Origin of the sequence: Streptomyces sp. NRRL WC-3742 (assembly GCF_000720635.1) — a bacterium.
GTDB lineage: Bacteria > Actinomycetota > Actinomycetes > Streptomycetales > Streptomycetaceae > Kitasatospora.
This window is the reverse complement of sequence record NZ_JOCF01000037.1, coordinates 96,227-118,884: the sequence shown is the minus strand read 5'-3', so window position 1 is coordinate 118,884 and position 22,658 is coordinate 96,227. Positions and strand designations below refer to the sequence as shown.

25 protein-coding genes are annotated in these 22,658 nt (G+C 72.6%); 20 read left to right on the top strand and 5 right to left on the bottom strand.

Annotation, left to right across the window (positions count from 1 at the left end; translation table 11 throughout):
* Positions 1-44: 44 nt before the first annotated feature.
* From leuC to IH61_RS0121435, 4 genes are all read left to right on the top strand, one after another.
* Positions 45-1,466, top strand: a complete 1,422-nt coding sequence (gene leuC / locus IH61_RS0121450; RefSeq protein WP_031072212.1) for a 3-isopropylmalate dehydratase large subunit — start codon at positions 45-47, stop codon at positions 1,464-1,466.
* 3 nt (positions 1,467-1,469) lie between these two features.
* On the top strand, positions 1,470-2,066 hold the full coding sequence (gene leuD / locus IH61_RS0121445; RefSeq protein WP_031072209.1) for a 3-isopropylmalate dehydratase small subunit: 597 nt from the start codon (positions 1,470-1,472) through the stop codon (positions 2,064-2,066).
* Between the two features lie 182 nt (positions 2,067-2,248).
* Positions 2,249-2,596: a hypothetical protein gene (locus IH61_RS50340; RefSeq protein ID WP_420713990.1), complete on the top strand. Its 348-nt coding sequence runs from the start codon at positions 2,249-2,251 to the stop codon at positions 2,594-2,596.
* 133 nt (positions 2,597-2,729) lie between these two features.
* Positions 2,730-3,443 carry an HU family DNA-binding protein gene (locus tag IH61_RS0121435; RefSeq protein ID WP_031072204.1) on the top strand — a complete coding sequence of 238 codons (714 nt, stop codon included), beginning with the start codon at positions 2,730-2,732 and terminating at the stop codon, positions 3,441-3,443.
* Positions 3,444-3,640: 197 nt separating this feature from the next.
* Here IH61_RS0121435 and IH61_RS0121430 read toward each other — a convergent pair whose 3' ends face one another.
* Positions 3,641-3,862, bottom strand: coding sequence for a hypothetical protein (locus IH61_RS0121430; protein ID WP_031072200.1), 222 nt, complete (start codon positions 3,860-3,862; stop codon positions 3,641-3,643).
* Between the two features lie 36 nt (positions 3,863-3,898).
* Positions 3,899-4,588, bottom strand: coding sequence for a 2-phospho-L-lactate guanylyltransferase (gene cofC / locus IH61_RS0121425; RefSeq protein ID WP_051837607.1), 690 nt, complete (start codon positions 4,586-4,588; stop codon positions 3,899-3,901).
* A gap of 234 nt (positions 4,589-4,822) precedes the next feature.
* On the opposite strand from cofC, the gene IH61_RS0121420 reads away from it, so the two are divergent.
* Genes IH61_RS0121420 through IH61_RS0121410 form a run of 3 tightly spaced genes read left to right on the top strand, consistent with a single transcriptional unit; the run spans position 4,823 to position 7,863 of the window.
* Positions 4,823-5,680, top strand: a complete 858-nt coding sequence (locus IH61_RS0121420) for a lysophospholipid acyltransferase family protein (RefSeq protein ID WP_051837606.1) — start codon at positions 4,823-4,825, stop codon at positions 5,678-5,680.
* Positions 5,677-6,678 carry an NAD(P)H-dependent glycerol-3-phosphate dehydrogenase gene (locus IH61_RS0121415; RefSeq protein ID WP_031072194.1) on the top strand — a complete coding sequence of 334 codons (1,002 nt, stop codon included), beginning with the start codon at positions 5,677-5,679 and terminating at the stop codon, positions 6,676-6,678. Before IH61_RS0121420 ends, IH61_RS0121415 begins: the two co-directional genes overlap by 4 nt.
* 39 nt (positions 6,679-6,717) lie before the next feature.
* On the top strand, positions 6,718-7,863 hold the full coding sequence (locus IH61_RS0121410) for a D-alanine--D-alanine ligase family protein (RefSeq protein WP_031072192.1): 1,146 nt from the start codon (positions 6,718-6,720) through the stop codon (positions 7,861-7,863).
* 61 nt (positions 7,864-7,924) lie between these two features.
* Here IH61_RS0121410 and IH61_RS41180 read toward each other — a convergent pair whose 3' ends face one another.
* Together IH61_RS41180 and IH61_RS0121400 are read right to left on the bottom strand one after the other, a co-directional pair.
* Entirely contained in the window at positions 7,925-8,443 is a 519-nt protein-coding gene (locus tag IH61_RS41180) for a DUF3515 domain-containing protein (RefSeq protein ID WP_051837604.1), read from the bottom strand.
* Between the two features lie 40 nt (positions 8,444-8,483).
* Complete coding sequence (locus IH61_RS0121400; RefSeq protein ID WP_031072188.1) at positions 8,484-8,717, bottom strand: Lrp/AsnC family transcriptional regulator; 234 nt, start codon at positions 8,715-8,717, stop codon at positions 8,484-8,486.
* Between the two features lie 237 nt (positions 8,718-8,954).
* Between IH61_RS0121400 and IH61_RS0121395 the strand changes: the two genes are divergently transcribed.
* From IH61_RS0121395 to thiD, 3 genes are all read left to right on the top strand, one after another.
* A complete protein-coding gene (locus IH61_RS0121395; RefSeq protein ID WP_031072186.1) occupies positions 8,955-9,920 on the top strand; it encodes a thiamine-phosphate kinase in 966 nt (321 codons plus the stop codon).
* Between the two features lie 120 nt (positions 9,921-10,040).
* Positions 10,041-11,066: a 6-phosphofructokinase gene (locus IH61_RS0121390; protein ID WP_031072184.1), complete on the top strand. Its 1,026-nt coding sequence runs from the start codon at positions 10,041-10,043 to the stop codon at positions 11,064-11,066.
* Positions 11,067-11,095: 29 nt separating this feature from the next.
* Entirely contained in the window at positions 11,096-11,890 is a 795-nt protein-coding gene (gene thiD / locus IH61_RS0121385; RefSeq protein WP_031072181.1) for a bifunctional hydroxymethylpyrimidine kinase/phosphomethylpyrimidine kinase, read from the top strand.
* Between the two features lie 184 nt (positions 11,891-12,074).
* On the opposite strand, the gene rpmB is transcribed toward thiD, so the two are convergent.
* The gene (rpmB, locus tag IH61_RS44730) at positions 12,075-12,260 is read right to left on the bottom strand and encodes a 50S ribosomal protein L28 (protein WP_014138233.1); all 186 of its coding nucleotides are present in this window, start codon (positions 12,258-12,260) and stop codon (positions 12,075-12,077) included.
* 301 nt (positions 12,261-12,561) lie between these two features.
* Here rpmB and IH61_RS0121380 point away from each other — a divergent pair, with 301 nt between their 5' ends.
* From IH61_RS0121380 to mutM, 10 genes are all read left to right on the top strand, one after another.
* Positions 12,562-14,196, top strand: coding sequence for a DAK2 domain-containing protein (locus IH61_RS0121380; RefSeq protein ID WP_031072179.1), 1,635 nt, complete (start codon positions 12,562-12,564; stop codon positions 14,194-14,196).
* 76 nt (positions 14,197-14,272) lie between these two features.
* Entirely contained in the window at positions 14,273-16,522 is a 2,250-nt protein-coding gene (gene recG, locus IH61_RS0121375) for an ATP-dependent DNA helicase RecG (protein ID WP_031072177.1), read from the top strand.
* A gap of 105 nt (positions 16,523-16,627) precedes the next feature.
* Positions 16,628-17,161 (top strand): hypothetical protein, encoded by a 534-nt coding sequence (locus IH61_RS0121370; protein WP_031072174.1) that lies wholly within the window; start codon positions 16,628-16,630, stop codon positions 17,159-17,161.
* 225 nt (positions 17,162-17,386) lie between these two features.
* Positions 17,387-17,971 carry a 16S rRNA (guanine(966)-N(2))-methyltransferase RsmD gene (rsmD, locus tag IH61_RS0121365; protein ID WP_031072172.1) on the top strand — a complete coding sequence of 195 codons (585 nt, stop codon included), beginning with the start codon at positions 17,387-17,389 and terminating at the stop codon, positions 17,969-17,971.
* A gap of 49 nt (positions 17,972-18,020) precedes the next feature.
* Positions 18,021-18,512 carry a pantetheine-phosphate adenylyltransferase gene (coaD, locus tag IH61_RS0121360; protein WP_031072170.1) on the top strand — a complete coding sequence of 164 codons (492 nt, stop codon included), beginning with the start codon at positions 18,021-18,023 and terminating at the stop codon, positions 18,510-18,512.
* A gap of 217 nt (positions 18,513-18,729) precedes the next feature.
* A complete protein-coding gene (locus tag IH61_RS0121355; protein WP_031072168.1) occupies positions 18,730-19,935 on the top strand; it encodes a hypothetical protein in 1,206 nt (401 codons plus the stop codon).
* Between the two features lie 160 nt (positions 19,936-20,095).
* On the top strand, positions 20,096-20,737 hold the full coding sequence (locus IH61_RS0121350; RefSeq protein ID WP_031072166.1) for a YceD family protein: 642 nt from the start codon (positions 20,096-20,098) through the stop codon (positions 20,735-20,737).
* 2 nt (positions 20,738-20,739) lie between these two features.
* Entirely contained in the window at positions 20,740-20,913 is a 174-nt protein-coding gene (rpmF, locus tag IH61_RS0121345) for a 50S ribosomal protein L32 (RefSeq protein ID WP_030056747.1), read from the top strand.
* Between the two features lie 19 nt (positions 20,914-20,932).
* Positions 20,933-21,721, top strand: coding sequence for a ribonuclease III (rnc, locus tag IH61_RS0121340; protein ID WP_078911286.1), 789 nt, complete (start codon positions 20,933-20,935; stop codon positions 21,719-21,721).
* Between the two features lie 58 nt (positions 21,722-21,779).
* The gene (gene mutM / locus IH61_RS0121335; protein WP_031072162.1) at positions 21,780-22,649 is read left to right on the top strand and encodes a bifunctional DNA-formamidopyrimidine glycosylase/DNA-(apurinic or apyrimidinic site) lyase; all 870 of its coding nucleotides are present in this window, start codon (positions 21,780-21,782) and stop codon (positions 22,647-22,649) included.
* The last annotated feature ends 9 nt before the right edge of the window (positions 22,650-22,658 follow it).

Here is a 22,658-nt window from a genome sequence, read left to right as displayed (position 1 = left end):
ACGACACGAGAAGGCCGGCAACGCGGCCGGCTGGAGGGATTCCGATGGGACGGACACTCGCTGAGAAGGTCTGGGACGACCACGTCGTACGGCGGGCGGAGGGCGAGCCCGACCTCCTCTACATCGACCTGCACCTGCTCCACGAGGTCACCAGCCCGCAGGCGTTCGACGGGCTGCGCCTGGCCGGTCGCCCGGTGCGCCGCACCGACCTGACCATCGCCACCGAGGACCACAACACCCCCACCCTCGACATCGACAAGCCGATCGCCGACCCGGTGTCCAGGGTCCAGCTGGAGACCCTGCGCCGCAACGCCGCCGAGTTCGGCGTGCGCATCCACTCCCTCGGCGACATCGAGCAGGGCGTGGTGCACGTGGTCGGCCCGCAGCTGGGCCTGACCCAGCCCGGTACGACCGTGGTCTGCGGCGACTCCCACACCTCCACCCACGGCGCCTTCGGCGCACTGGCGTTCGGCATCGGCACCAGCCAGGTCGAACACGTGCTGGCCACCCAGACCCTGCCGCTGGCGCCGTTCCGGACGATGGCGATCACCGTCGAGGGCGACCTGCCCGAGGGCGTCACCGCCAAGGACCTGATCCTCGCGATCATCACGAGGATCGGCACCGGCGGCGGCCAGGGCTACGTCCTGGAGTACCGCGGTTCGGCGATCCGGAGCCTGTCCATGGAGGCCCGGATGACCGTCTGCAACATGTCCATCGAGGCGGGCGCCCGGGCCGGCATGATCGCCCCGGACGAGACCACCTTCGCCTACCTCGAGGGCCGTCCGCACGCCCCGCAGGGCGAGGAGTGGGACGCCGCCGTCGCGTACTGGAAGACCCTCGCCACCGACGAGGACGCCGTCTTCGACCACGAGATCTTCATCGACGCGAACGAGCTGACCCCGTTCGTCACCTGGGGCACCAACCCCGGCCAGGGCGCCCCGCTCGGCGCGGACGTCCCGAACCCGGAGGACTTCGCCGACCCGCAGGAGCGCCTGGCCGCCGAGAACGCCCTGACGTACATGGGCCTGACGGCCGGCACCCCGCTGCGCGAGGTCGCCGTCGACGCCGTGTTCGTCGGATCGTGCACCAACGGCCGGATCGAGGACCTGCGGGCCGCCGCCGCCGTCATCGAGGGCCGCAAGGTCGCGGACGGCGTGCGGATGCTGGTCGTGCCCGGCTCGGTGCGCGTGGCCCTGCAGGCCGTCGAGGAGGGCCTGGACAAGGTGTTCACCGCCGCCGGGGCCGAATGGCGCCACGCCGGCTGCTCGATGTGCCTGGGCATGAACCCCGACCAGCTGGCCCCCGGCGAGCGCTGCGCCTCCACCTCGAACCGCAACTTCGAGGGCCGGCAGGGCAAGGGTGGCCGCACCCACCTGGTCTCCCCGCAGGTGGCCGCCGCGACCGCCGTCCTGGGCCGACTGGCCGCCCCCGCCGACCTGACCGCCGACATCGCCGTGGAGGCATGAGCCATGGAGAAGTTCACCACCCACACCGGCCGGGCCGTGCCGCTGCGCCGCAGCAACGTGGACACCGACCAGATCATCCCCGCCCACTGGCTCAAGAAGGTCACCCGATCCGGTTTCGAGGGCGGCCTGTTCGAAGCCTGGCGCAAGGACGAGTCGTTCATCCTCAACCGGCCCGAGCGCCAGGGCGCCACCGTTCTGGTCGCCGGCCCGGAGTTCGGCACGGGTTCCTCCCGGGAGCACGCCGTCTGGGCGCTGCAGAACTACGGCTTCCACGCGGTGATCTCCTCGCGCTTCGCGGACATCTTCCGGGGCAACTCCCTCAAGAACGGTCTGCTGACCGTCGTGCTGCCCCAGGAGACCGTGGAACGACTCTGGTCGCTCACCGAGAGTGACCCTTCGGCCGAGATCACCGTTGATCTGGAGAAGCGCGAAGTCCGGGCCGAAGGCGTCGTCGCGCCCTTCGAACTGGACGACAACCTGCGGTGGCGGCTGCTCAACGGCCTGGACGACATCAGCATCACCCTGCAGAACGAGGCCGACATCGCCGCGTTCGAGGCGCGCCGTCCGGCGTTCAAGCCCCGTACGCTGCCCGTCGCCTGAGTTCCCCTCAGAACAAGCATTCTGACGATCGACCGGATGGCCCGCGCTCCCCTTCGGGGGGGCCGGGCCATCCGGCGTTGCGGAGTACGAGTTAGCGCCGGTGCCTCCCCGGATTGCCCATTCGGCTTTGCGGAAGAGGGCCCCGCGCAAGTACAACTGCGGGTAGATGGCACAATCAGTACATGCACCGGCGCCATGAACCTCCGTACGCGGGCGGCGAACCCGCGTCCGAGGAGTCCATGGGCCGGCGATCCGAACGGCGAATTGACGATCGGCCGGACGTCACCTCCGCGCAAGCTGAGGGACCGGACGACCAGGAAGTCGCAGCGCTCCACGCGCTCGTGGCCGAGCGGTTGAAGCAAGCTCACGCCCGCGTGCATGCGCTGAACGTGTCAGCCGAAGCAAAGTCCGCTCTCACCCGCCAACTGCTGATCGTCACCGAGACCGCCAAGCGCGATCTTCCGGGGGCGGCAAGGCGGTTGGGTCGCTTTGTACATGACCTCGACGAGGGGCACCCGCCGCTCGACTGAGGTCGCCGACGCGCAAATCCATTGCGACACTAGGGTGATTCGCGCGTTTGGTAATTGAAAGTCCGCAGATACATACCTAACGTGCGAAAAGAACGGATGGAATCATCCGGCGCCCGTTTCCGAAGGGGAAGACGTGAACAAGGCTCAGCTTGTCGAAGCGGTGGCCGAGCAGCTGGGCGGTCGCAAGGCTGCCGCAGAGGCCGTCGACGCAGTGCTCGACACCATGGTGCGTGCCGTCGTGGCGGGTGACCGTGTCTCGGTCACCGGGTTCGGCACCTTCGAGAAGGTGGAGCGCTCCGCGCGCTTCGCCCGCAACCCGCAGACCGGCGAGCGGGTCAAGGTCAAGAAGACCGCCGTCCCGCGCTTCCGCCCGGGCCAGGGCTTCAAGGACCTGGTCAGCGGCAGCAAGAAGCTGCCGAAGGAAGGCCCCTCGGTGAAGAAGGCCCCCAAGGGCTCCCTCACCCCGGGCAAGACCGGCGTCGCCGCCACGCCGGCCGCCAAGCGCGCCGCCACCAAGCGTTCCGCCGCTGCCGCCGCCCCGGCCGCGACCAAGAAGACCGCGGCGAAGAAGACGGCCACCACGGCTGCCGCCAAGAAGACCACGGCCACGGCGACCAAGAAGACCGCCGCCGCCGCGAAGAAGGCGACCACCACGGCTGCCGCCAAGAAGACCACGGCCACGGCGACCAAGAAGACCGCCGCCGCCGCGAAGAAGGCGACCACCACCGCCGCCGCCAAGAAGACCACGGCCACCGCCAAGAAGGCGACCGCCACGGCCAAGAAGACGGCTCCGGCGAAGAAGACCGCCACCCGCAAGACCACCGCGCGCAAGACCTCTGCCAAGTAAGTCCCGCGCGGCCGTCCTCGGACGGTCTTCGGCTCGAAGAGCCGCGGCGACCCCCTTCCGCGAATAGCGGAGACCGGGCGCCGCGGCTCTTTCGATTTCCGGGCGCTTAGTCAGGATTACGCGGCGTGTGGATGCCAGGGGCACATGCCGGGGTGACGGGACCGCGGCGCCGAAAAGGGTCGGAACGCGAAAAGGGGTCAGTGATCGGCCGGGTCGGGGAAGGTCTGGAGCGTCACGAAGACCACCCGGCGGGCCCCGCCCTCGCCCTCGGTGCGGATGCGCACGCGCTGGCCCGGCCTCAGCAGCCGCAGGCCCCCGGCGTCGAAGGCGGCCGCGTCGAACGGCACCGGGGTCCCGTCGTCGAGCAGCACGGAGCCGGCCCGGGTGGCGGGGTCGAAGGTGAACGCGGTGGCCTGCATGCCAAGAGCATAGCGAGCCGGTTGCGCCCGGCCCCCTTACGTCCGGTCCCCGGCCAGCCGGGCGAAGAGGGGGCGGGTGTGGGGGCCCAGGCCGAGGGCGGCGGCCTCGCCCAGGTCCGTCCCGGTGTCGACGTCGCGGCGCACCGACTCCACGTCCGCCAAACGGAGTTCGAACGCGCCGCCCGCCGCGTGCCGGGCCCGTGAGCCGTCCCCGAAGGCGGGGGAGAGCGGGTGGCCGGGGGCGCAGGCGAGCAGGGTGGTGCCCAGGCCCGGGGAGTCGGGCAGGAAGGCCCGGCCCTGTGGCGGCACCGCGCCCAGCACCCGGGCGAGTTCGGCCGGGCGCAGCGCCGGAAGGTCCGCCGAGAGGACGGCCAGCGGCGCGTCGGGGGCGAGCGCCCTGGCGGCCGCGGCGCCGTGCGCCAGCGCGCTGTTGAGGCCGCCGCCCGGCTCGTCCGCGACCACCACCGCGCCGAGCCCGGCCAGCAGCGCACCGGCCCGCACGTCGGTGGTCACCACCAGGACGCGGTCGACGCCCGGGGTGGCGAGCGCGGCGGAGACGGTGTCCAGCGCGAACGACAGGGCCAGGCCCGCCCGGTGCGGCCCGGCGTACGGGGCGAGTCTGCTCTTGGCCAGTGCCAGGGGCTTGAGCGGCAGTACCAGCGACCATCCGGCGGTGGGTGCGGCGGGCGCGACGGGCTCGCTGGGGCGTACGGTGTCCTGGGTCATCGGCGTCATTGTGACGCCGGTCCCGGAGCCCTCGCCAGGCCGTCCGAGCTGTGCGGACGTGCGTTTGATCACGCCCGCCACGCGGGTTGGCGCGGTCGCTCGACAGCCGGTGATCGTGCGGGCGACACTGTTCCGCACCCATGGCGTGGGCACCGGCCGTACCGGGTGCCCGGCGCCGGGAGGCTACGACCGCGGTGCCCCACGTGTGCCGCATGTGATGAGAAGGAGCCTGGGGTGGTCCGCCGCTCGTACGCCAAGTTCGGCAACGCCGACTACGGCATCTGGTACCGCTTCGCGGCCGTGCTGGTGAAGCCGGTGACGACCGCGCTGGTGAAGCCCGACTGGCGGGGCTGGGAGAACCTTCCGAAGGAAGGCGGCTTCATCGCCGCGGTGAACCACAATTCGATCATCGACCCGGTGATCTACGCGCACTGGCAGTACAACAGCGGCCGCCCGCCGCGGATTCTCGCGAAGTCCTCGCTGTTCTCGATTCCGTTCATCGGATTCATGCTGCGCAAGACCGGCCAGATTCCGGTGTTCCGCGAGTCCACCGACGCCGCGCAGGCTTTCAGGGCCGCGATCGAGGCCGTCGACAACGGGCAGTGCGTGCAGTTCTACCCGGAGGGCACCCTCACCCGGGACCCGGACCTGTGGCCGATGACCGGCAAGAGCGGCGTCGCCCGCGTCGCGCTGATGACCGGCGCCCCCGTCATCCCCGTCGCCCACTGGGGCGCGCACGAGATCATCCCGCCGTACGGCCGCCCGGGCTTCGGCAAGGGCAGGTTCAACCTCTTCCCCCGGCACCGGGTCGTCGTCGCGGCCGGGCCGCCGGTGGACCTCGCCAGGTACCAGGGCCAGGAACTCACCGCCCAGGTGCTGAACGACGCCACCGAGGACATCATGACCGCCATCACCGCCGTCCTGGCCGAGGTCCGCGGCGAGGAACCGCCCGCCGAGCGCTTCGACATGCGCAAGGCCGCCCGCCGACGGGCCGCCGCCGCGCTCGCCGAACGGCGCCGCGCCAAGGGCGAGGCCAAGAGCGAGGCCAAGAGCGAGAAGGCCACCGGCACCGACGGGGAGGCCGGCCGATGACCCGCTGCGCCGTGATGGGGACCGGCTCCTGGGGCACCGCCTTCGCGATGGTGCTCGCCGACGCCGGCAGCGAGGTGACGCTGTGGGCCCGCCGCCAGGAGCTGGTCGACGCCGTCAACACCACGCACGAGAACCCGGACTACCTGCCCGGCGTCCGGCTGCCCGACTCGGTGCGGGCCACCACCGACGCCGCCGAGGCGCTGGCCGGCGCCGACTTCGCCGTCCTGGTGGTGCCCTCGCAGACGCTGCGCGACAACCTGGCCGCGTGGACGCCGCTGATCGAGCCGCAGACCGTGCTGGTGAGCCTGATGAAGGGCATCGAACTCGGCACCGCCAAGCGGATGAGCGAGGTGATCGACGAGGTCACCAAGGTCGGCCCGGAGCGGGTCGCGGTGGTCAGCGGGCCGAACCTGGCCAAGGAGATCGCCAACCGGCAGCCCGCCGCCAGCGTCGTCGCCTGCGCGGACGAGGCGGTCGCCAAGCGGCTCCAGGCGGCCTGCCACACGCCGTACTTCCGGCCGTACACCAACACCGACGTGGTCGGCTGCGAACTCGGCGGCGCCGTCAAGAACGTGATCGGCCTGGCGGTCGGCATGGCCGCCGGCATGGGGCTGGGCGACAACACCAAGGCGACGCTGATCACCCGGGGGCTCGCCGAGACCACCCGCCTCGGCGAGGTGCTGGGCGCCGACCCGCACACCTTCGCCGGGCTCGCCGGGATGGGCGACCTGGTGGCCACCTGCTCCTCGCCGCTGTCGCGCAACAACACCTTCGGCATGAACCTCGGCCGGGGCATGTCGCTGGCCGAGACCATCGCGGCCACCCGGCAGACCGCGGAGGGCGTCAAGTCCTGCGAGTCGGTGCTGGACCTGGCCCGGCGCAACGGCGTCGACATGCCGATCGTGGAGGCCGTGGTGGACGTCGTGCACAACGGGCGGCCCACCCAGGAGGTGCTGCAGGCGCTGATGTCGCGCTCGGCGAAGGCGGAGCGCCGTTGACTTTCGGCAAACCCGTCGCACGGTAGTCTCAAACCCGATATGAGCATCGAACAGACCCCCACGAACCCGTCCGCCCGCAAGCCGCGCGTCGCGCTGGTCTTCGGGGGGCGCAGCTCCGAGCACGGCGTCTCGGTGGTCACCGCCGGCAGCGTGCTCAAGGCGATCGACCGCGACAAGTACGAGGTGCTCCCGATCGGGATCACCCCCGAGGGCCGCTGGGCGCTGGTCAGCGACGAGCCGGCCCGGATGGCCATCACCGAGGGCCGCATGCCGGACGTCCAGGGCGTGGCCGAGGCCGTGGACGGCCAGGTCCTGCTGCCCGCGGCCCCGGGCAACCGGGAAGTGGTCCTCAGCGAGCCGGGCAGCGCGCCCAAGGCGCTCGGCGAGGTCGACGTGGTGTTCCCGCTGCTGCACGGCCCCTGGGGCGAGGACGGCACCCTCCAGGGCCTGCTGGAGCTCTCCGGCGTCCCGTACGTCGGCAACGGCGTGCTGGCCAGCGCGGCCGGCATGGACAAGGAGTTCGCCAAGCGCATCCTGGCCTCGCACGGCCTGGGCGTCGGCCACTACACGATCGTGCGCCCGCGCGACTGGGAGACCGAGGCGGGCCGCGCGGACGTGCGCGAGCGGGCCGCCGCGCTGGGGCTGCCGCTGTTCGTCAAGCCCTGTCGGGCCGGTTCCAGCATCGGCATCACCAAGGTCAAGGACCTGGCCGACCTGGACGCCGCGATCGAGGAGGCCCGCCGCCACGACCCCAAGCTGATCATCGAGGCCGGGGTGTCCGGCCGCGAGATCGAGTGCGGCGTCCTGGAGTTCGAGGACGGCCCGCGGGCCAGCGTGCCGGCCGAGGTGCTGGTCGGCGAGGGCTTCGACTTCTACGACTTCGAGGCCAAGTACATCGACTCCTCCGAGGTGAGGATCCCGGCGGCGCTCACCGCCGAGGAGACCGCGCAGATCCAGCGCCAGGCCGTGGCCGCGTTCGAGGCGTTCGGCTGCGAGGGCCTGGCCCGGGTGGACTTCTTCCTGCTGGAGGACGGCTCCTGGATGATCAACGAGATCAACACGATGCCCGGCTTCACCCCGATCTCGGCGTACCCGAAGATGTGGGAGGCCAGCGGGGTCGCGTACGCGGAGCTGATCGACCGGCTGCTCTCGACGGCGCTGCGGCGCTCGACGGGGCTGCGGTAGTCGTACGGACGCGGGAGGGGCGGGCCCGTCGGGCCCGCCCCTCTTCCGTGCGTCGGCCGTGTCAGCCGGGGATGTTGGCCTTGACCAGCGGGGTGAGCGCCGCGGCCGGGTCCAGCGGGCTGCTGTAGACGCCGGGCGGGGAGATCACCTCGACATAGGCGCGGCGCATGGTCGCCACCAGGCGGTAGCTCCCGTCGTCGCGCTTCTGCGACCACCAGGTGAGGTCGTCCACGGTGGGCGAGAGGTCCTGGGCGTGCGGGCCGTTCAGCTCCTCCGGGCGCTCGATGCCGCAGCGCATCACCGTCCGGGGCGAGCTGCCCCAGACGGCGACGTACGGCGAGGCCGGCGAGCTCTCCTGTCGCGGGTGACCGAGCAGCTCCTGCGGCAGCGCGGCGGCCAGCGCTTTGCAGTACCCGGCCGCCCTGGGGCCGGGGTTCGGCACCTCGACCCGCGAGGCGGCCGAGCTCCAACTGCCGACCAGCACCACGGTCGTGCAGGTCAGGGCGACCGGAAGGGCCAGCCAGCGCACCGGGGCGGGCAGCGCCCGCAGCGCCTTGGGGATACGGAGTTCTCGGGCCACCCGCCGATCGTATCCGGGGCCGGGGCCTGTCCTCACGCCCCTACAGGTGCACCACCGGACAGGTGAGGGTGCGGGTGATGCCCTCCACCTTCTGGACCTTGGCGACCACCATGCGGCCCAGGTCGTCGACGGTGTCGGCCTCGGCCTTGACGATCACGTCGTAGGGGCCGGTGACGTCCTCGGCGGTGATCACACCGGGGATCTTGGCGATCGTCTCGGCCACGGCGGTGGCCTTGCCGACCTCGGTCTGGATCAGGATGTATGCCTGTACCACGGGTGCCTCCCGGCGGCCGGTTTCGGGGAATCGACGCGGTGTTCGCCCGGCCTGTCGTCGGGGTGGGAACGGGCTCACCGGCAGTCCGATCACCACGCTACCCCGCGTCAGGCGTGGGAGGGGAGACCTCGGGGGTCCGTCTTCGCGGCGCACCCGCGGTCCGGGAAGGGCGTACGCTGCGCGCGGGGGAGCGCGACGGGGATCGGCAGTGTGGACGAGAACGCGAGAGGACGGCAGATGCAGGGGACCGTGGGCGAGCTGGGCGAGTTCGGGCTCATCAGGGAGCTGACCGCCCGGGTACCGCTCACCGACGTGGTCGACCTCGGCCCCGGTGACGACGCCGCGGTGGTGAAGGCCCCGGACGGCCGAGTGGTGGCCACCACCGACGTCCTGATCGAGAACCGGCACTTCCGCCGGGACTGGTCCACCGCCTACGACGTGGGCCGCAAGGCCGCCGCGCAGAACCTCGCCGACGTGGCCGCGATGGGCGCGGTGCCCACCGCGATCCTGCTCGGGCTGGTGGCCCCCGCCGACCTGCCGACCACCTGGGCCACCGAGCTCATGGACGGGCTGCGCGACGAGTGCCAGGTCGCCGGGGCCACCGTGGTCGGCGGCGACGTGGTGCGCGGCGACACCGTCACGCTGGCCATCACGGCGCTCGGCGACCTCCAGGGGCGCGCGGCCGTGACGCGCTCCGGCGCGCAGGTCGGCGACGTGGTCGCGGTGTGCGGCTGGCTCGGCTGGTCCGCGGCCGGACTCACCGTGCTGCAGCGCGGGTTCCGCTCCCCGCGCGCCTTCGTCGAGGCGCACCGCCGGCCCGAGCCGCCCTACCAGGCGGGCCCGGCCGGGGCCGAGCTGGGCGCGACCTCGATGATCGACGTGAGCGACGGGCTGGTCGCCGACCTCGGCCACGTGGCCCGGGCCAGCGCGGTGGACATCGACCTCAGGGCCGCCGACTTCGACGTCCCGGCGCAGATGGCCGACATCGGGCAGGCGGTCGGGGTGGACCCACTGGTGTGGGTGCTCTCCGGCGGGGAGGACCACGCGATCGTGGCGACCTTCCCGCGCGGGGTCCAACTCCCCTCCCGCTGGCGGGTGGTGGGCGAGGTGACCGGCCGTCCGGCGGGCTCGCGCAGCGGCCGGGTGACGGTGGACGGCGCGCCCTGGGACCGGGTCGGCGGCTGGGACCACTTCGCGGAGTGACGCCCAGGGCGGGCGAGGGGCGGGCTTCGGGGGTGCGTTTTGCGTAGGCTTGGGCCATCCGAGCCAGCCCGCCCCCCCGGTGCGGGTGGTCCGAACCACTGCGAGCGGAGCACGCCACACATGCGCATCGGTGTCCTGACCAGCGGCGGCGACTGCCCCGGACTCAACGCCGTCATCCGGTCGGTGGTGCACCGGGGCACGGACGTCCACGGCGACGAGATCGTGGGCATCGAGGACGGCTTCCTCGGCCTGATCGAGGGCCGCACCCGGCCCGTCACGCACGACGACGTCACCGGTCTGCTCACCCTCGGCGGCACCATCCTCGGCTCGGCCCGGGTGCAGCGCGAGCGCATCGCCCAGGCGGTGGAGAACGCCGAGGCCCTGGCCCGGAACATCGGCATCGACGCGCTGATCGCCATCGGCGGCGAGGGCACGCTGACGGCCGCCAAGCGGTTCAGTGACGCCGGGCTGCCGGTGGTCGGGGTGCCCAAGACCATCGACAACGACATCGACGCCACCGACGTCACCTTCGGCTTCGACACCGCGGTGCACGTCGCCACCGAGGCGATCGACCGGCTCAAGACCACCGCCGAGTCCCACCAGCGCGTCATGGTCGTGGAGTTGATGGGCCGTCACACCGGCTGGATCACCCTCACCGCGGGCATGGCCGGCGGCGCGCACGGCATCCTCATCCCGGAGAAGCCCTTCGACATCGAGGCGGTGGCCCGGATAATCGAGGACCGCTTCGCGCGCGGCAAGAAGTTCGCCATCATCGCCGTCGCCGAGGGCGCGGCCCCGGTGCCCGGCACCATGCGCTTCGACCACGGCGAGGTCGACCGGTTCGGGCACCGCACCTTCGGCGGCATCGGCAACCGGCTCGCCCACGAGCTGGAGGACCTGCTCGGCAAGGAGGCCAGGCCCGTCATCCTCGGGCACGTCCAGCGCGGCGGCACCCCCACCGCCCGGGACCGGGTGCTCGCCACCCGCTTCGGCTGGCACGCCGTGGAGGCCGTCCACCAGGGGGCCTTCGGCCACTTCACCGCGCTGCGCCGCAACGAGATCCGGCTGCTGCCCATCGGCGACGCGGTGACCAGGCTCAAGACCGTCCCCGAGGAGCGCTGGGCGGAGTCCGAGGCCGTCCTCTGAGCCCTCGCGGGCGCGGGTAGGTTGGGCGCATGACTGCTGCTCCTCCCCGCGTGCTCACCGTCGCCGGCTCCGACTCCGGCGGCGGCGCCGGCATCCAGGCCGACCTCAAGGCGATGCTCGCCCTCGGCGTCCACGGCATGAGTGTGATCACCGCCGTCACCGCGCAGAACTCGCTCGGCGTCCAGGGCTACTGGGAACTGCCCGCCGAAGCCGTCCGGGCGCAGTTCCGCAGCGTGGTGGACGACATCGGGGTGCAGGCCGTGAAGACCGGCATGCTCGCCTCGGTCGAACTCGTCGAGACCGTCTCGGAGCTGCTCACCGGGCTGGACGCCCCGGTCGTGGTCGACCCCGTCGGCGTCTCCAAGCACGGCGACGCGCTGCTGGCCGCCGAGGCGGTGGCCACCGTACGGGAGAGGCTGCTGCCGCTCGCCACCCTGGCCACGCCCAACCTGCACGAGGTGACGCAGCTCACCGGCCGCACCGTCGAGGACGAGTCGCAGATGCTGGACGCCGCCAAGGCGCTGCTGGACCTCGGGCCGCGCTGGGTGCTGGTCAAGGGCGGCCACCTGGAGGGCGAGGCCGCGGACCTGCTGTACGGCGGGCCGGGGGAGGAGCACTGGTACCGGGCGCCGCGCCACGACAACCGGCACACCCACGGGACCGGCTGCACCCTGGCGTCCTCGATCGCGGCGGGCCTGGCCAAGGGGGAGCCGCTGCCGCAGGCCGTCGCCTCGGCCAAGGAGTACATCACCGGTGCGATCGCCGCCGGATTCGCGCTGGGCGGCGGGATCGGGCCCGTCGACCACGCCTGGCGCTGGCGCTGAGAGGGCCGGGCCTGAGAGCGCCGGGCCTGAGAGCGTCGGGCCTGAAACCGATGACGGGCGGGCTCCCCGGGGGAAGCCCGCCCGTCACCGGTCACGGTCGGTCGACAGCGTCGCCGGAAACAGCGAAGCCGGCTCATCCGAGGATGAACCGGCTCACTGGAGGACCGGCATGCCGGTCTGCGCGTCAGCGCGAGACCTTACCGGCCTTGATGCACGAGGTGCAGACGTTGAGCCGCTTCGGCGTCCGCCCAATCACAGCGCGCACCGTCTGAATGTTGGGGTTCCAACGACGGGGGGTACGGCGGTGAGAGTGGGAGATGCTGTTGCCGAAGCCCGGCCCCTTGCCGCAGACGTCGCAGTTGGCAGCCACAGGAGTCACTCCAAGACTTCAGATCAGTTACTTTCGAAAACCCCGCCCACCCACCGGAGCACTCACGTGAACCAGACCGGACAAGGGGGTGAGCCTGGACGGTTCCAGGCAACCGGAAGAGCATACAACGCTTGCTTCCGTCCCACGAAACTACCATGACCGGCCGGGTGATCGCCCCGGCCGCCGGTCGGGCCGGCCCTCCCCGGGCCCCGATAACCTGCCGGTACCACCCCTCGCCGCCGCCCTGACGGTGCCCGCGCCCCTCAGGCCGCCGCGGCGTCCCACCCGGAGGAGAGACTCGGTGCTGCACACGCTCGACGCCCCGGCCGTGCGCACCTGGTGCCAGCTCGCCCTGCGCGCGCTCGGCCAGGCACGCGAGGAGATCGACGCGCTCAACGTCTATCCCGTCCCGGACGGCGACACCGGCACCAACCTCTACCTGACCGTCGAGTCCGCCGCCGCCGAGGTGGAGAGCCGCTTCGCCGACCCCGCCGCCGGCCCGGCCCCCGGCCTTGCCGACGCCGCCCGGGCGATGGCCCGCGGCGCGCTGGTCGGCGCCCGCGGCAACTCCGGGGTGATCCTCGCCCAGTGGCTGCGCGGCACCGCCGAGACGCTCGCCGAGGGCGGCGGCGCCGAGCAGCTGCGCGCCGCGCTGCAGCGGGCCGCCGACTCCGCCTACCAGGCCGTCGCGGAGCCCGTCGAGGGCACCCTGCTGACCGTGGCCCGGGTCGCCGCCCGCGAGGCCGTACGGGCCGGGGACGGGCTCGGTCAGGTCGCCGACACCGCCTACCGGGCCGCCAGGGACGCGCTGCGGCACACCCCCGAGCAGCTGGCCGTCCTCGCCGAGAACGGCGTCGTGGACGCCGGCGGGCGCGGACTGGTCGCCGTCCTCGGCGCGCTCGCCGACGCCGTCGCCGGGCAGCAGCCGATGGGGCCCGTCGCCCTGCGCGGGGACGTACGGGCCGTGGAGAGCTGCGAGGGCCACGTCCGCCCGCCGGGCCCCGGCCACCCCGCCTTCGAGGTCATCTACCTGCTGGACGCCCCCGACGACGCCCTGCCCGCGCTGCGCGAGCGGCTCGGCGCGCTCGGCGACTCCCTGGTGGTCGGCGGCGGCGACGGCCTCTGGAACGTCCACGTGCACGTGGACGACGCGGGCGCCGCCGTGGAGGCCGGCGTCGGGGCCGGACGGCCGCACCAGATCCGGATCACCCACTTCGCGGAGGCCGCCGCCCGGGCCGGGGCCGCCGACGCCGAGCGCGGCGAGCGCGAGGAGAGGGCCCGCGCGGTGCTCTCCGTCGTCTCCGGCGAGGGGCTGGCCGAGCTGTGCGAACAGGCCGGGGCCGTCGTCCTGCACGCCGACCCGGACCGGGCCCCGGCCAGCGCCGAGCTCGCCGACGCCGTACGCCGCTCGGCCGCCCGGGAGGTCGTGCTGCTCCTCAACGACCCCGAACTGCGCGCCGCCGCCGGGGCCGCCGCCGACCAGCTGCGCGAGGAGGGCGTGCGCATCGCCGTCCTGCCCACCCGCTCGCCGGTGCAGGGGCTCGCCGCGCTCGCCGTGCACGAGGGCGGGCGGCGCTTCGACGAGGACGTGGTCGCCATGACCTCCGCCGCCGGCGCCACCCGCTACGCCGAACTCGCCGTCGCCGAGGGGGAGTCCTGGACGATGGCCGGGGTCTGCCAGGCCGGGGACGTGCTCGGGCTGATCGACGGGGACGTCGCCGTGATCGGCGCCGGACTGCCCGAGGTCGGCGAGAGCGTCCTGGACCGGATGCTCGGCGCGGGCGGCGAACTCGTCACCCTGATCCTCGGCGAGGGCGCCGACGAGACGCTCGCCGACCGCCTGGTCGCCCACGTGCGCCAGCAGCGGCCCGAGGTCGACGCGGTGGTCTTCCGCGGCGGGCAGGAGTCGGCGCCGCTGCTCATCGGGGTGGAGTGAGCCGCCCCTTCGGCTCGGAGGCGAGCGGGCGGGTGACAGTCGGATTGTCGGCGGCTTGGTGTAAACAGGGGCGTTGATGGGCGCTCTCGATGAACCACTGACCAAGCTCGTCGGCGACCGCACCGCGAAGGTGCTCGCCGACAGCCTCAAGCTGCGCACGGTCGGGGACCTGGTGCACCACTACCCGCGCCGCTACGTCGAGCGCGGGCAGCTCACCAGCCTGGAGGAGCTGGAGATCGACGAGCACGTCACCGTGCTGGCCCGGATCGAGAAGGTCACCCTGATCCCCTTCCGGGGCCGCAAGGGCGACCGGCTGGAGGTCGTCGTCACCGACGGCCGCAGCCGGCTCTCGCTGGTCTTCTTCAACCAGGGCTGGCGGCAGAAGGACCTCAAGGCCGGCGCCCAGGGCCTGTTCGCGGGCAAGGTCGGCGTCTTCAACCGCAGCCGGCAGCTGGTCTCGCCCGACTACCAGCTCCTCGACGAGGACGCGACAGCGTCGACCGAGGCTGGGGAGGCCGCCAAGCAGTTCGCCGGCCGCCTCATCCCGGTGTACGGCGCCAGCGCCCAGATGCCCAGCTGGAAGATCTCGCTCTGCGTCGACATGGCGCTGGATTCGCTGGAGAAGACCGGCTGGGAGGGCGTCGGCGAACCGCTGCCCGCCGAACTGCGCGAGCGCCACGACCTGATCCCGCTGCCGGAGGCGCTGGAGCTGATCCACCGCCCCCGCAGCCAGGCCGACCGGGAGCGCGCCCAGAGCCGGCTGCGCTGGGACGAGGCGTTCGTCCTCCAGGTCGCCCTCGCGCAGCGCCGGGCCGCCGACTCCGCCCTGCCCGCCAAGCCGCGCAGGGCCCGCGAGGGCGGCCTGCTGGACGCCTTCGACGCTCGGTTGCCGTTCACCCTCACCGAGGGCCAGCAGAAGGTCTCCGCCGAGATCGCCGCCGACCTCGCCACCGAACACCCGATGCACCGCCTCCTCCAGGGCGAGGTCGGCTCCGGGAAGACCCTCGTGGCGCTGCGGGCCATGCTCGCCGTGGTGGACGCGGGCGGGCAGGCCGTGCTGCTCGCGCCCACCGAGGTGCTGGCACAGCAGCACCACCGCTCGATCGTGGAGATGATGGGCGACCTCGCCGAGGGCGGGATGCTCGGAGGCTCCGACCTCGGCACCCGGGTGGTCCTTCTCACCGGCTCGATGGGCGTTCCCGCCCGCCGCCAGGCGATGCTGGACATGGCCTGCGGGGACGCCGGGATCGCGATCGGCACCCACGCCCTGATCGAGGACAAGGTCCAGTTCCAGGACCTCGGCCTGGTCGTCGTCGACGAGCAGCACCGCTTCGGCGTCGAGCAGCGGGACGCGCTGCGCGCCAAGGGCGAGCAGCCGCCGCACCTGCTGGTCATGACGGCCACCCCGATCCCGCGCACCGTCGCGATGACGGTCTTCGGGGACCTGGAGACCTCCGTCCTCGACCAGCTGCCCGCCGGGCGCTCGCCGATCTCCACCCACGTCGTCCCGGCGCTGGAGAAGCCCAACTTCCTCACCCGGGCGTGGGAGCGGGTGCGCGAGGAGGTCGGCAAGGGCCACCAGGCGTACGTGGTCTGCCCCCGGATCGGGGACGAGGAGCCCGAGGCCGCCAACGCGTCGAAGAAGAAGCGCAAGGCCCCCGAGGACGCCTTCGAGGAGGTCGCCGACGCGGGCGCGGCCGGTGACGAACGCCGGCCCCCGCTGTCGGTGGTGGAGACGGCCGACATGCTGGCCAAGGGCCCGCTGAGCGGCCTGAGGGTGGAGATCCTGCACGGCCGGCTCGCCCCCGAGGCCAAGGACGAGGTGATGCGCCGCTTCTCCGCCGGGGAGGTGGACGTGCTGGTCGCCACCACCGTCATCGAGGTCGGTGTCAACGTCCCCAACTCCACCGCGATGGTCATCATGGACGCCGACCGCTTCGGCGTCTCCCAACTCCACCAGCTGCGCGGCCGGGTGGGCCGAGGCAGCGCCCCGGGCCTGTGCCTGCTGGTCAGCGACATGCCCGCCGCCGGCGCCGCCCGGGCCCGGCTGGACGCGGTGGCCGGCACGCTGGACGGCTTCGAGCTGTCCCGCATCGACCTCGAACAGCGCCGCGAGGGCGACGTGTTGGGACAGGCGCAGTCCGGGGTGAAGTCCTCCCTCAAGGTGCTCTCCGTCCTGGAGGACGAGGAGGTCATCCTGACCGCCCGTACGGAGGCCGCCCGGCTCGTCGCCGAGGACCCGGAACTCGCCGCCCACCCGGACCTGCGCACCGCGCTGGACGCCCTGCTCGACGAGGACCGCGCGGCCTACATGGAGAAGGGCTGACAGCCCTTCCGGGCAGGCCCGATTGTCAGACCTCCGGGAGAGAATGAAGGTGTTCAGGGCGCACCTTCAAGGTGCGTACCGGGCACGACACTTGGGGGTCCTGCCATGGCATTCCGTCATCTCAACGAGCTCCCGCTGGGCGACAAGGTCTTCCGGATCGAACTGGCCAGCGACGACGACCGCGAGGTCACCCTCACCCTGACCGGCTGGCGCGAGGGCGAGGCTTCGTCCCCGCTCGCCTCGGGCCGGCTGCGGCTGCCGGTCGAGGACGTCGCCTCGCTGCGCATCGCGCTCAACCGCGCGCTGCGGGCGCTGGCGATCGTCGCCGACGTCTCCGAGCCCATCCCCGACCGCGACGTGCTGCGCGAGCTGTACCCCGGCCACGGTGCCCCCTGGGTGCCGCAGCACGAGGAGGAGCTGGTCCGGCGCTTCCACGACGGCGAGACCATCGCCAGGATCGCCGCCCGCTTCGGCCGTACGCCCGACTCCGTCCGCACCAAGCTGCGCGAGCTCGGCCACGACCCGCGCCGCCCCGAGTTCTGCCCGCCGGACGGCTGCCTGTCCTGGTCCCGCTACGCCTCGCCGGCCCTGCTCGGCGCCTCCGTCCCCAACCAGCCGGCGGGCTCCGAAGCCGTCTGACGACCTGAGCGCGCCCGTGGCCCGGTGGGGGTTCCCGCCGGGCCACGGGCGTTCGGTCCTGTGGCCCGCCCGCTCGCCTCCGGGGCGCTCCTGACCCGGTGCCGACGGTCGACGCTCCCTCGCTCCTCCGTCGCTCCCTCGCTTCTCCCTTTCGGCACCGGCGCGCCCCTTCGGCTCGGGGCGGGATAGCGTGGTCGCGCAGCGACGAAAGGACCCTTCCCCACCATGACCCGCGTGATCGCCGGGGCGGCCGGTGGCCGCCGGCTGGCCGTACCGCCCGGCCGGAGCACCCGGCCGACCTCCGACAAGGCCCGCGAGGCGATGTTCTCCACCCTGGAGGCGCTGCGCGGCACCCTGCACGGGGCCCGGATGCTGGACCTGTTCGGCGGATCTGGCGCGGTGGGACTGGAGGCGCTCTCGCGCGGCGCGGAGCATGTGCTGCTGGTCGAGGCCGACGCCCAGGCGGCCCGGGTGATCCGGGAGAACGTTCGGGAGATCGGCCTGCCGGGCGCGCTGGTGAAGGCCGCCAAGGCGGAGAAGGTGGTCGCCGGGCCCGCCCCGGAGGCGCCGTACGACCTGGTGTTCCTCGACCCGCCGTACGCGGTGACGGACGCGGAGCTGCGCGAGATGTTGACCACACTGTCGGCCGGGGGCTGGCTCGCGGAGGACGTACTCGTCACCGTGGAGCGCAGTACCCGGGGCGGCGAGTTCGGCTGGCCCGAGGGTTTCGAGGGGCTGCGCTCCCGCCGCTACGGCGAGGGCACGCTCTGGTACGGTCGCGCCGCCGCCGCGGCCGGCGATCACGACTAGCGGTCCGCGGCCCGCAGTAGCCGTCACCCCACGAGGGAGCACACACGCCATGCGCCGAGCCGTCTGCCCCGGTTCGTTCGACCCGATCCACAACGGCCACCTCGACATCATCGAGCGCGCCTCGAAGCTGTACGACGTGGTGCATGTCGCGGTCCTGGTGAACCGGAGCAAGCAGGGCATGTTCACCATCGACGAGCGGATCGCGCTGATCGAGGAGGTCACCGCGCAGTTCGGCAACGTGGTGGTCGAGTCGCACCAGGGCCTGCTGGTGGACTTCTGCCGCGAGCGGGGCATCCCGGCGATCGTCAAGGGCCTGCGCGCGGTCAGCGACTTCGACTACGAGCTGCAGATGGCGCACATGAACAACGGCCTGACCGGCGTGGAGACGCTGTTCCTGCCGACCTCGCCGACGTACAGCTTCCTCTCCTCGACGCTGGCCAAGGAGGTCGCCTCGTACGGCGGGGACGTCTCGCACCTGCTGCCGGAGCTGGTCCACCGCCGCCTGGTGGACCGGATCGCGCAGCGCCGGGCCGACCAGTAGCCCTCAGCCCTCGGCACGCAGTACGCAGTACGCACCGACCGTCCCGGTCCTGCCGGTTCGTCACGGTTTGTCCCGCGCCCACCGGGTGGGCGCGGGACCGGGAGGTGTGACCTCGCCGCGCGGTGGCCGTACAGTCTGTATTCCTGCCCTGCGGTGAGGTTCACCGCGCCGGGCCTGCCTCCGCCGGAGTCGGCGGCACACGGAAAGACGAAGACCCGTGGACGTGCAGAACAAGGTCGACGAGATCGTGGCGGCGGTGGAGAACGCCCGCTCGATGCCCATGTCGGCCTCCTGCGTGGTGAACCGGGCCGAGCTGATCGGCCTGCTCAACGACCTCAAGGCGGCGCTGCCCGCCGAACTCGCCCAGGCGCAGTCGGTGATGGCCGACCACGAGCATGTGGTGGCCGGCGCCCAGGCCGAGGCGGAGCGGATCATCCAGGGCGCGCACGCCGAGCGCGGCTCGCTGATCTCGGACACCGAGGTGGTGCGGCGGGCCCAGGCCGAGTCCGACCGGATCCTCGCCGAGGCCCGTTCCGAGATGGAGGCCAAGCGCGCCGAGGCCGACGACTACGTCGACAGCAAGCTGGCCAACTTCGAGGTCGTGCTCACCAAGACCCTCGGCGCGGTCGGCCGCGGCCGGACGAAGCTGCGCGGCGACTCCAGCGTCTTCGAGACCGAGTACGAGGGCGAGACGGACGGCGAGGAGTTCCAGCCGCAGCGGATCAGCCCGAGCCCCGAGGTCGACGAGTACGTCGACGTGAAGCTCGCCACCCTGGAGAACGTGCTCAGCGCGACCCTGGAGGCGGTCGGCAAGGGCCGCGACAAGCTGCTCGGCAAGCGGCCCATCGACGAGCTGGGCGCCTACCTGGCCGCCGCCGACGAGGCGCAGCAGGCCAAGGAGCGGGCCGAGGCGGTGGCGGCGGGCTTCGCCGAGGACGGGGACGGCGCGGACATCGCCTGGTACCGCGAGGACGTCCCGCAGCAGCAGACCTGGCCGGAACAGACCCCGGCCGCGGCCGGCTGGCAGAACCAGGGGGCCGACCAGTACGCGGCCACCGCCCAGCAGCAGGGCCAGTACGCCGAGGTGTACGGCGGCGGCTACGACCCGGCGGCCCAGGGTGACCCGTACCACACCCAGTGGGGCCAGCAGCAGGGCTACCCGCAGCAGCAGGAGTACCAGGGCCAGCAGCAGCACGACGGCTACGCCTATCCCCAGCAGCACGGCCAACAGCAGCCCGCCCAGCAGCAGGGCGGCTACGGCGCCCAGCCGTACGACGGCTACGCCTACCCCCAGCAGCCCGCCCAGCCGCCGGCCCTGCCCCCGGCGCTGCCGCACCAGCAGCAGCAGGGGCTGGACGAGACCAGCTTCTTCGACACCAGCATGATCGACATGACCCGGCTCCGGGAGCTGGGCGGTCGCTGAGCGCCCCCGCGAGGCCCCCGCCAGGGCCGAAGTTGGGCCTGGCGGGAGACTCGGGTAGTCTGACCACTCCGGCATCCCCATGTCCGGCTGTCGGCTTGCCCTCGCGGCGCCGAGCCGAACGGGGAGGCTCTCGATCGAATCCCATGGAAGTCAGGACACCTTGAACCGCCTCGACCACCGCAACCCCCTCGTGTTCGACACGCACGAGCTGGGACGGCGTCCGGGTGCCATGCGCAAGGTGAGCCGGACCCTGGAGGCCCCCGAGGGCCTGGGGATCATCGACGTGATCGCGGTTCCCGAGAAGAGCCCGATCGAGCTGGAGCTGCGCCTGGAGTCCGTGGTCGAGGGCGTGCTGGTCACCGGCACCGCCGAGGCCCAGGTCGAGGGCGAGTGCGTCCGGTGCCTGGAGCCTGTCGAGTTCGACATCGACGTCGACTTCCAGGAGCTGTACTACTACCCGGAGTCCGACGAGCGCCTCGCCCGGACCCCCGGTGCCGAGGACCTCGACGAGGACTCGGAAGACGAGACTTACCGTCTGGAGGGCGACCTGTTCGACCTCCAGCCGGTGCTGCGTGACGCGGTGGTGCTCGCACTGCCGCTGCAGCCGGTGTGCCAGGAAGACTGCCTGGGCCTGTGCTCCGAGTGCGGAGCGCGCCTGAGCGACGACCCGGCGCACCACCACGACGCCGCCGACCCCCGGTGGGCGGCTCTGCAGGGACTCTCCGCCACCCCCGGCGACGAGGGTGACGGGATCAAGAACAGCGACACCCGTGAGGGTCTCGCCGAGAACCAGGAGAAGTAGCCGTGGCTGTTCCGAAGCGGAAGATGTCGCGCAGCAACACGCGCCACCGCCGGTCCAACTGGAAGGCCGTCGTTCCGGCCCTCGTGGCGTGCGACCGCTGCCACGAGCCGAAGCTGGGTCACATCGCGTGCCCGAGCTGCGGCACGTACAACCGTCGCCAGGTCCTCTCGGTCTGATCGGCGGGTGCACGGATCGATGTCGGACGGTAACTCCACCCGCAAGGCACCCGCTGCCCCGAAGGGTATTTCGGGCAACGGAAAGGCCGGCGGGCCGGCTTCGACCGAATACGACGTTCTGGAAGGGCGCCTCGGGTACACGCTCGAGGACGCCCTTCTGGTGCGTGCCCTGACCCACCGCTCGTACGCGTACGAGAACGGCGGGCTGCCCACCAACGAGCGCCTGGAGTTCCTGGGCGACTCGGTGCTGGGCCTGGTGGTGACCGACACCCTCTACCGCGTCCACCCGGACGTCCCGGAGGGTACGCTCGCCAAGCTGCGCGCCGCGGTGGTCAACTCCCGCGCGCTCGCGGACGTCGGCCGGGGCCTGGACCTCGGCACGTTCATCCGGCTCGGCAAGGGCGAGGAGGGCACCGGCGGCCGCGACAAGTCGTCGATCCTCGCGGACACCGTCGAGGCCGTGATCGGGGCCATCTACCTCGACCAGGGGCTGGAGGCGGCCACCGAGTTCGTCCACCGGCTGTTCGACCCGCTGATCGAGGAGTCCTCGCGGCTGGGCGTCGGCCTGGACTGGAAGACCAGCCTGCAGGAGCTCACCGCCTCCGTGGGCATCGGCGTGCCCGAGTACGTGGTCATGGAGTCCGGTCCGGACCACGAGAAGACCTTCACCGCGGCGGCCCGGGTGGCCGGCGAGGACTTCGGCAGCGGCGTCGGCCGCTCGAAGAAGGAGGCCGAGCAGAAGGCCGCCGAGAGCGCCTGGCGGGCGATCAGGGAGAAGTACGCCGACAGGCTGCCCGCCGGGGCCTGATCCCGGACGAAGTACCCTGGCCTCCTGCTGATCCTTCTTCCGCAGGAGGCTTTTCCACGTGCCCGAACTCCCCGAGGTCGAGGTCGTCCGCCGAGGTCTGGCGAACTGGGTCGCCGGGCGGACCGTCGCCGACGTCCAGGTGCTCCACCCGCGCGCCGTACGCCGACAGCCCGCCGGTGCCGAGGACTTCGCCGCCCGGCTGACGGGCACCACCCTCGGCAGCGCCCAGCGGCGCGGCAAGTACCTCTGGGTGCCGCTCGACGGGACCGGGGCCGGGTTCTCGCTGATCGGCCACCTCGGCATGAGCGGCCAACTCCTCGTCCAGGACGCCTCCGTACCCGACGAGACGTACCTGCGCGTACGGCTGCGCTTCGAGGACGGCGGGCGGGAGCTGCGCTTCGTCGACCAGCGGACCTTCGGGGGCCTCGCGGTCGAGGAGGCCGAGGACGGGGACCCGGAGGGCACACCCGTCTCCATCGCCCACATCGCCCGCGACCCCCTCGACCCGCGCTTCGACGACGGCGCCTTCGCGGCCGCGCTGCGGGCCAGGCGCACCACCGTCAAGCGGGCGCTGCTCGACCAGACGCTGATCAGCGGCGTCGGCAACATCTACGCCGACGAGGCCCTGTGGCGCGCCAAGCTGCACTACGACCGCCCGACCGCCACCCTCACCCGCCCGCAGGCCGCCCTGCTGCTCGGCCACGCCCGCGAGGTGATGACGGCGGCCCTGGCGGTGGGCGGCACCAGCTTCGACAGCCTGTACGTCAACGTCAACGGCGAGAGCGGCTACTTCTCCCTTGACCTGGACGCCTACGGCCGCGAGCACGAGCCCTGCCGCCGCTGCGGCACCCCGATCAGGCGGGCGGCCTGGATGAACCGCTCCAGCTACTTCTGCCCGCGCTGCCAGAGGGTGCCGCGCAGCCGCTGAGCAGGGCTC

What these genes read in the sequence shown, in the direction of transcription:
- leuC (WP_031072212.1), top strand. Translation starts at nt 45, where the DNA reads ATGGGACGGACACTCGCTGAGAAGGTCTGGGACGACCACGTCGTACGG.
- leuD (WP_031072209.1), top strand. Translation starts at nt 1,470, where the DNA reads ATGGAGAAGTTCACCACCCACACCGGCCGGGCCGTGCCGCTGCGCCGC.
- IH61_RS50340 (WP_420713990.1), top strand. Translation starts at nt 2,249, where the DNA reads ATGCACCGGCGCCATGAACCTCCGTACGCGGGCGGCGAACCCGCGTCC.
- IH61_RS0121430 (WP_031072200.1), bottom strand. Translation starts at nt 3,862, where the DNA reads ATGCAGGCCACCGCGTTCACCTTCGACCCCGCCACCCGGGCCGGCTCC.
- cofC (WP_051837607.1), bottom strand. Translation starts at nt 4,588, where the DNA reads ATGACCCAGGACACCGTACGCCCCAGCGAGCCCGTCGCGCCCGCCGCA.
- IH61_RS0121415 (WP_031072194.1), top strand. Translation starts at nt 5,677, where the DNA reads ATGACCCGCTGCGCCGTGATGGGGACCGGCTCCTGGGGCACCGCCTTC.
- IH61_RS0121410 (WP_031072192.1), top strand. Translation starts at nt 6,718, where the DNA reads ATGAGCATCGAACAGACCCCCACGAACCCGTCCGCCCGCAAGCCGCGC.
- IH61_RS0121395 (WP_031072186.1), top strand. Translation starts at nt 8,955, where the DNA reads ATGCAGGGGACCGTGGGCGAGCTGGGCGAGTTCGGGCTCATCAGGGAG.
- IH61_RS0121390 (WP_031072184.1), top strand. Translation starts at nt 10,041, where the DNA reads ATGCGCATCGGTGTCCTGACCAGCGGCGGCGACTGCCCCGGACTCAAC.
- thiD (WP_031072181.1), top strand. Translation starts at nt 11,096, where the DNA reads ATGACTGCTGCTCCTCCCCGCGTGCTCACCGTCGCCGGCTCCGACTCC.
- recG (WP_031072177.1), top strand. Translation starts at nt 14,273, where the DNA reads ATGGGCGCTCTCGATGAACCACTGACCAAGCTCGTCGGCGACCGCACC.
- IH61_RS0121370 (WP_031072174.1), top strand. Translation starts at nt 16,628, where the DNA reads ATGGCATTCCGTCATCTCAACGAGCTCCCGCTGGGCGACAAGGTCTTC.
- rsmD (WP_031072172.1), top strand. Translation starts at nt 17,387, where the DNA reads ATGACCCGCGTGATCGCCGGGGCGGCCGGTGGCCGCCGGCTGGCCGTA.
- coaD (WP_031072170.1), top strand. Translation starts at nt 18,021, where the DNA reads ATGCGCCGAGCCGTCTGCCCCGGTTCGTTCGACCCGATCCACAACGGC.
- rnc (WP_078911286.1), top strand. Translation starts at nt 20,933, where the DNA reads ATGTCGGACGGTAACTCCACCCGCAAGGCACCCGCTGCCCCGAAGGGT.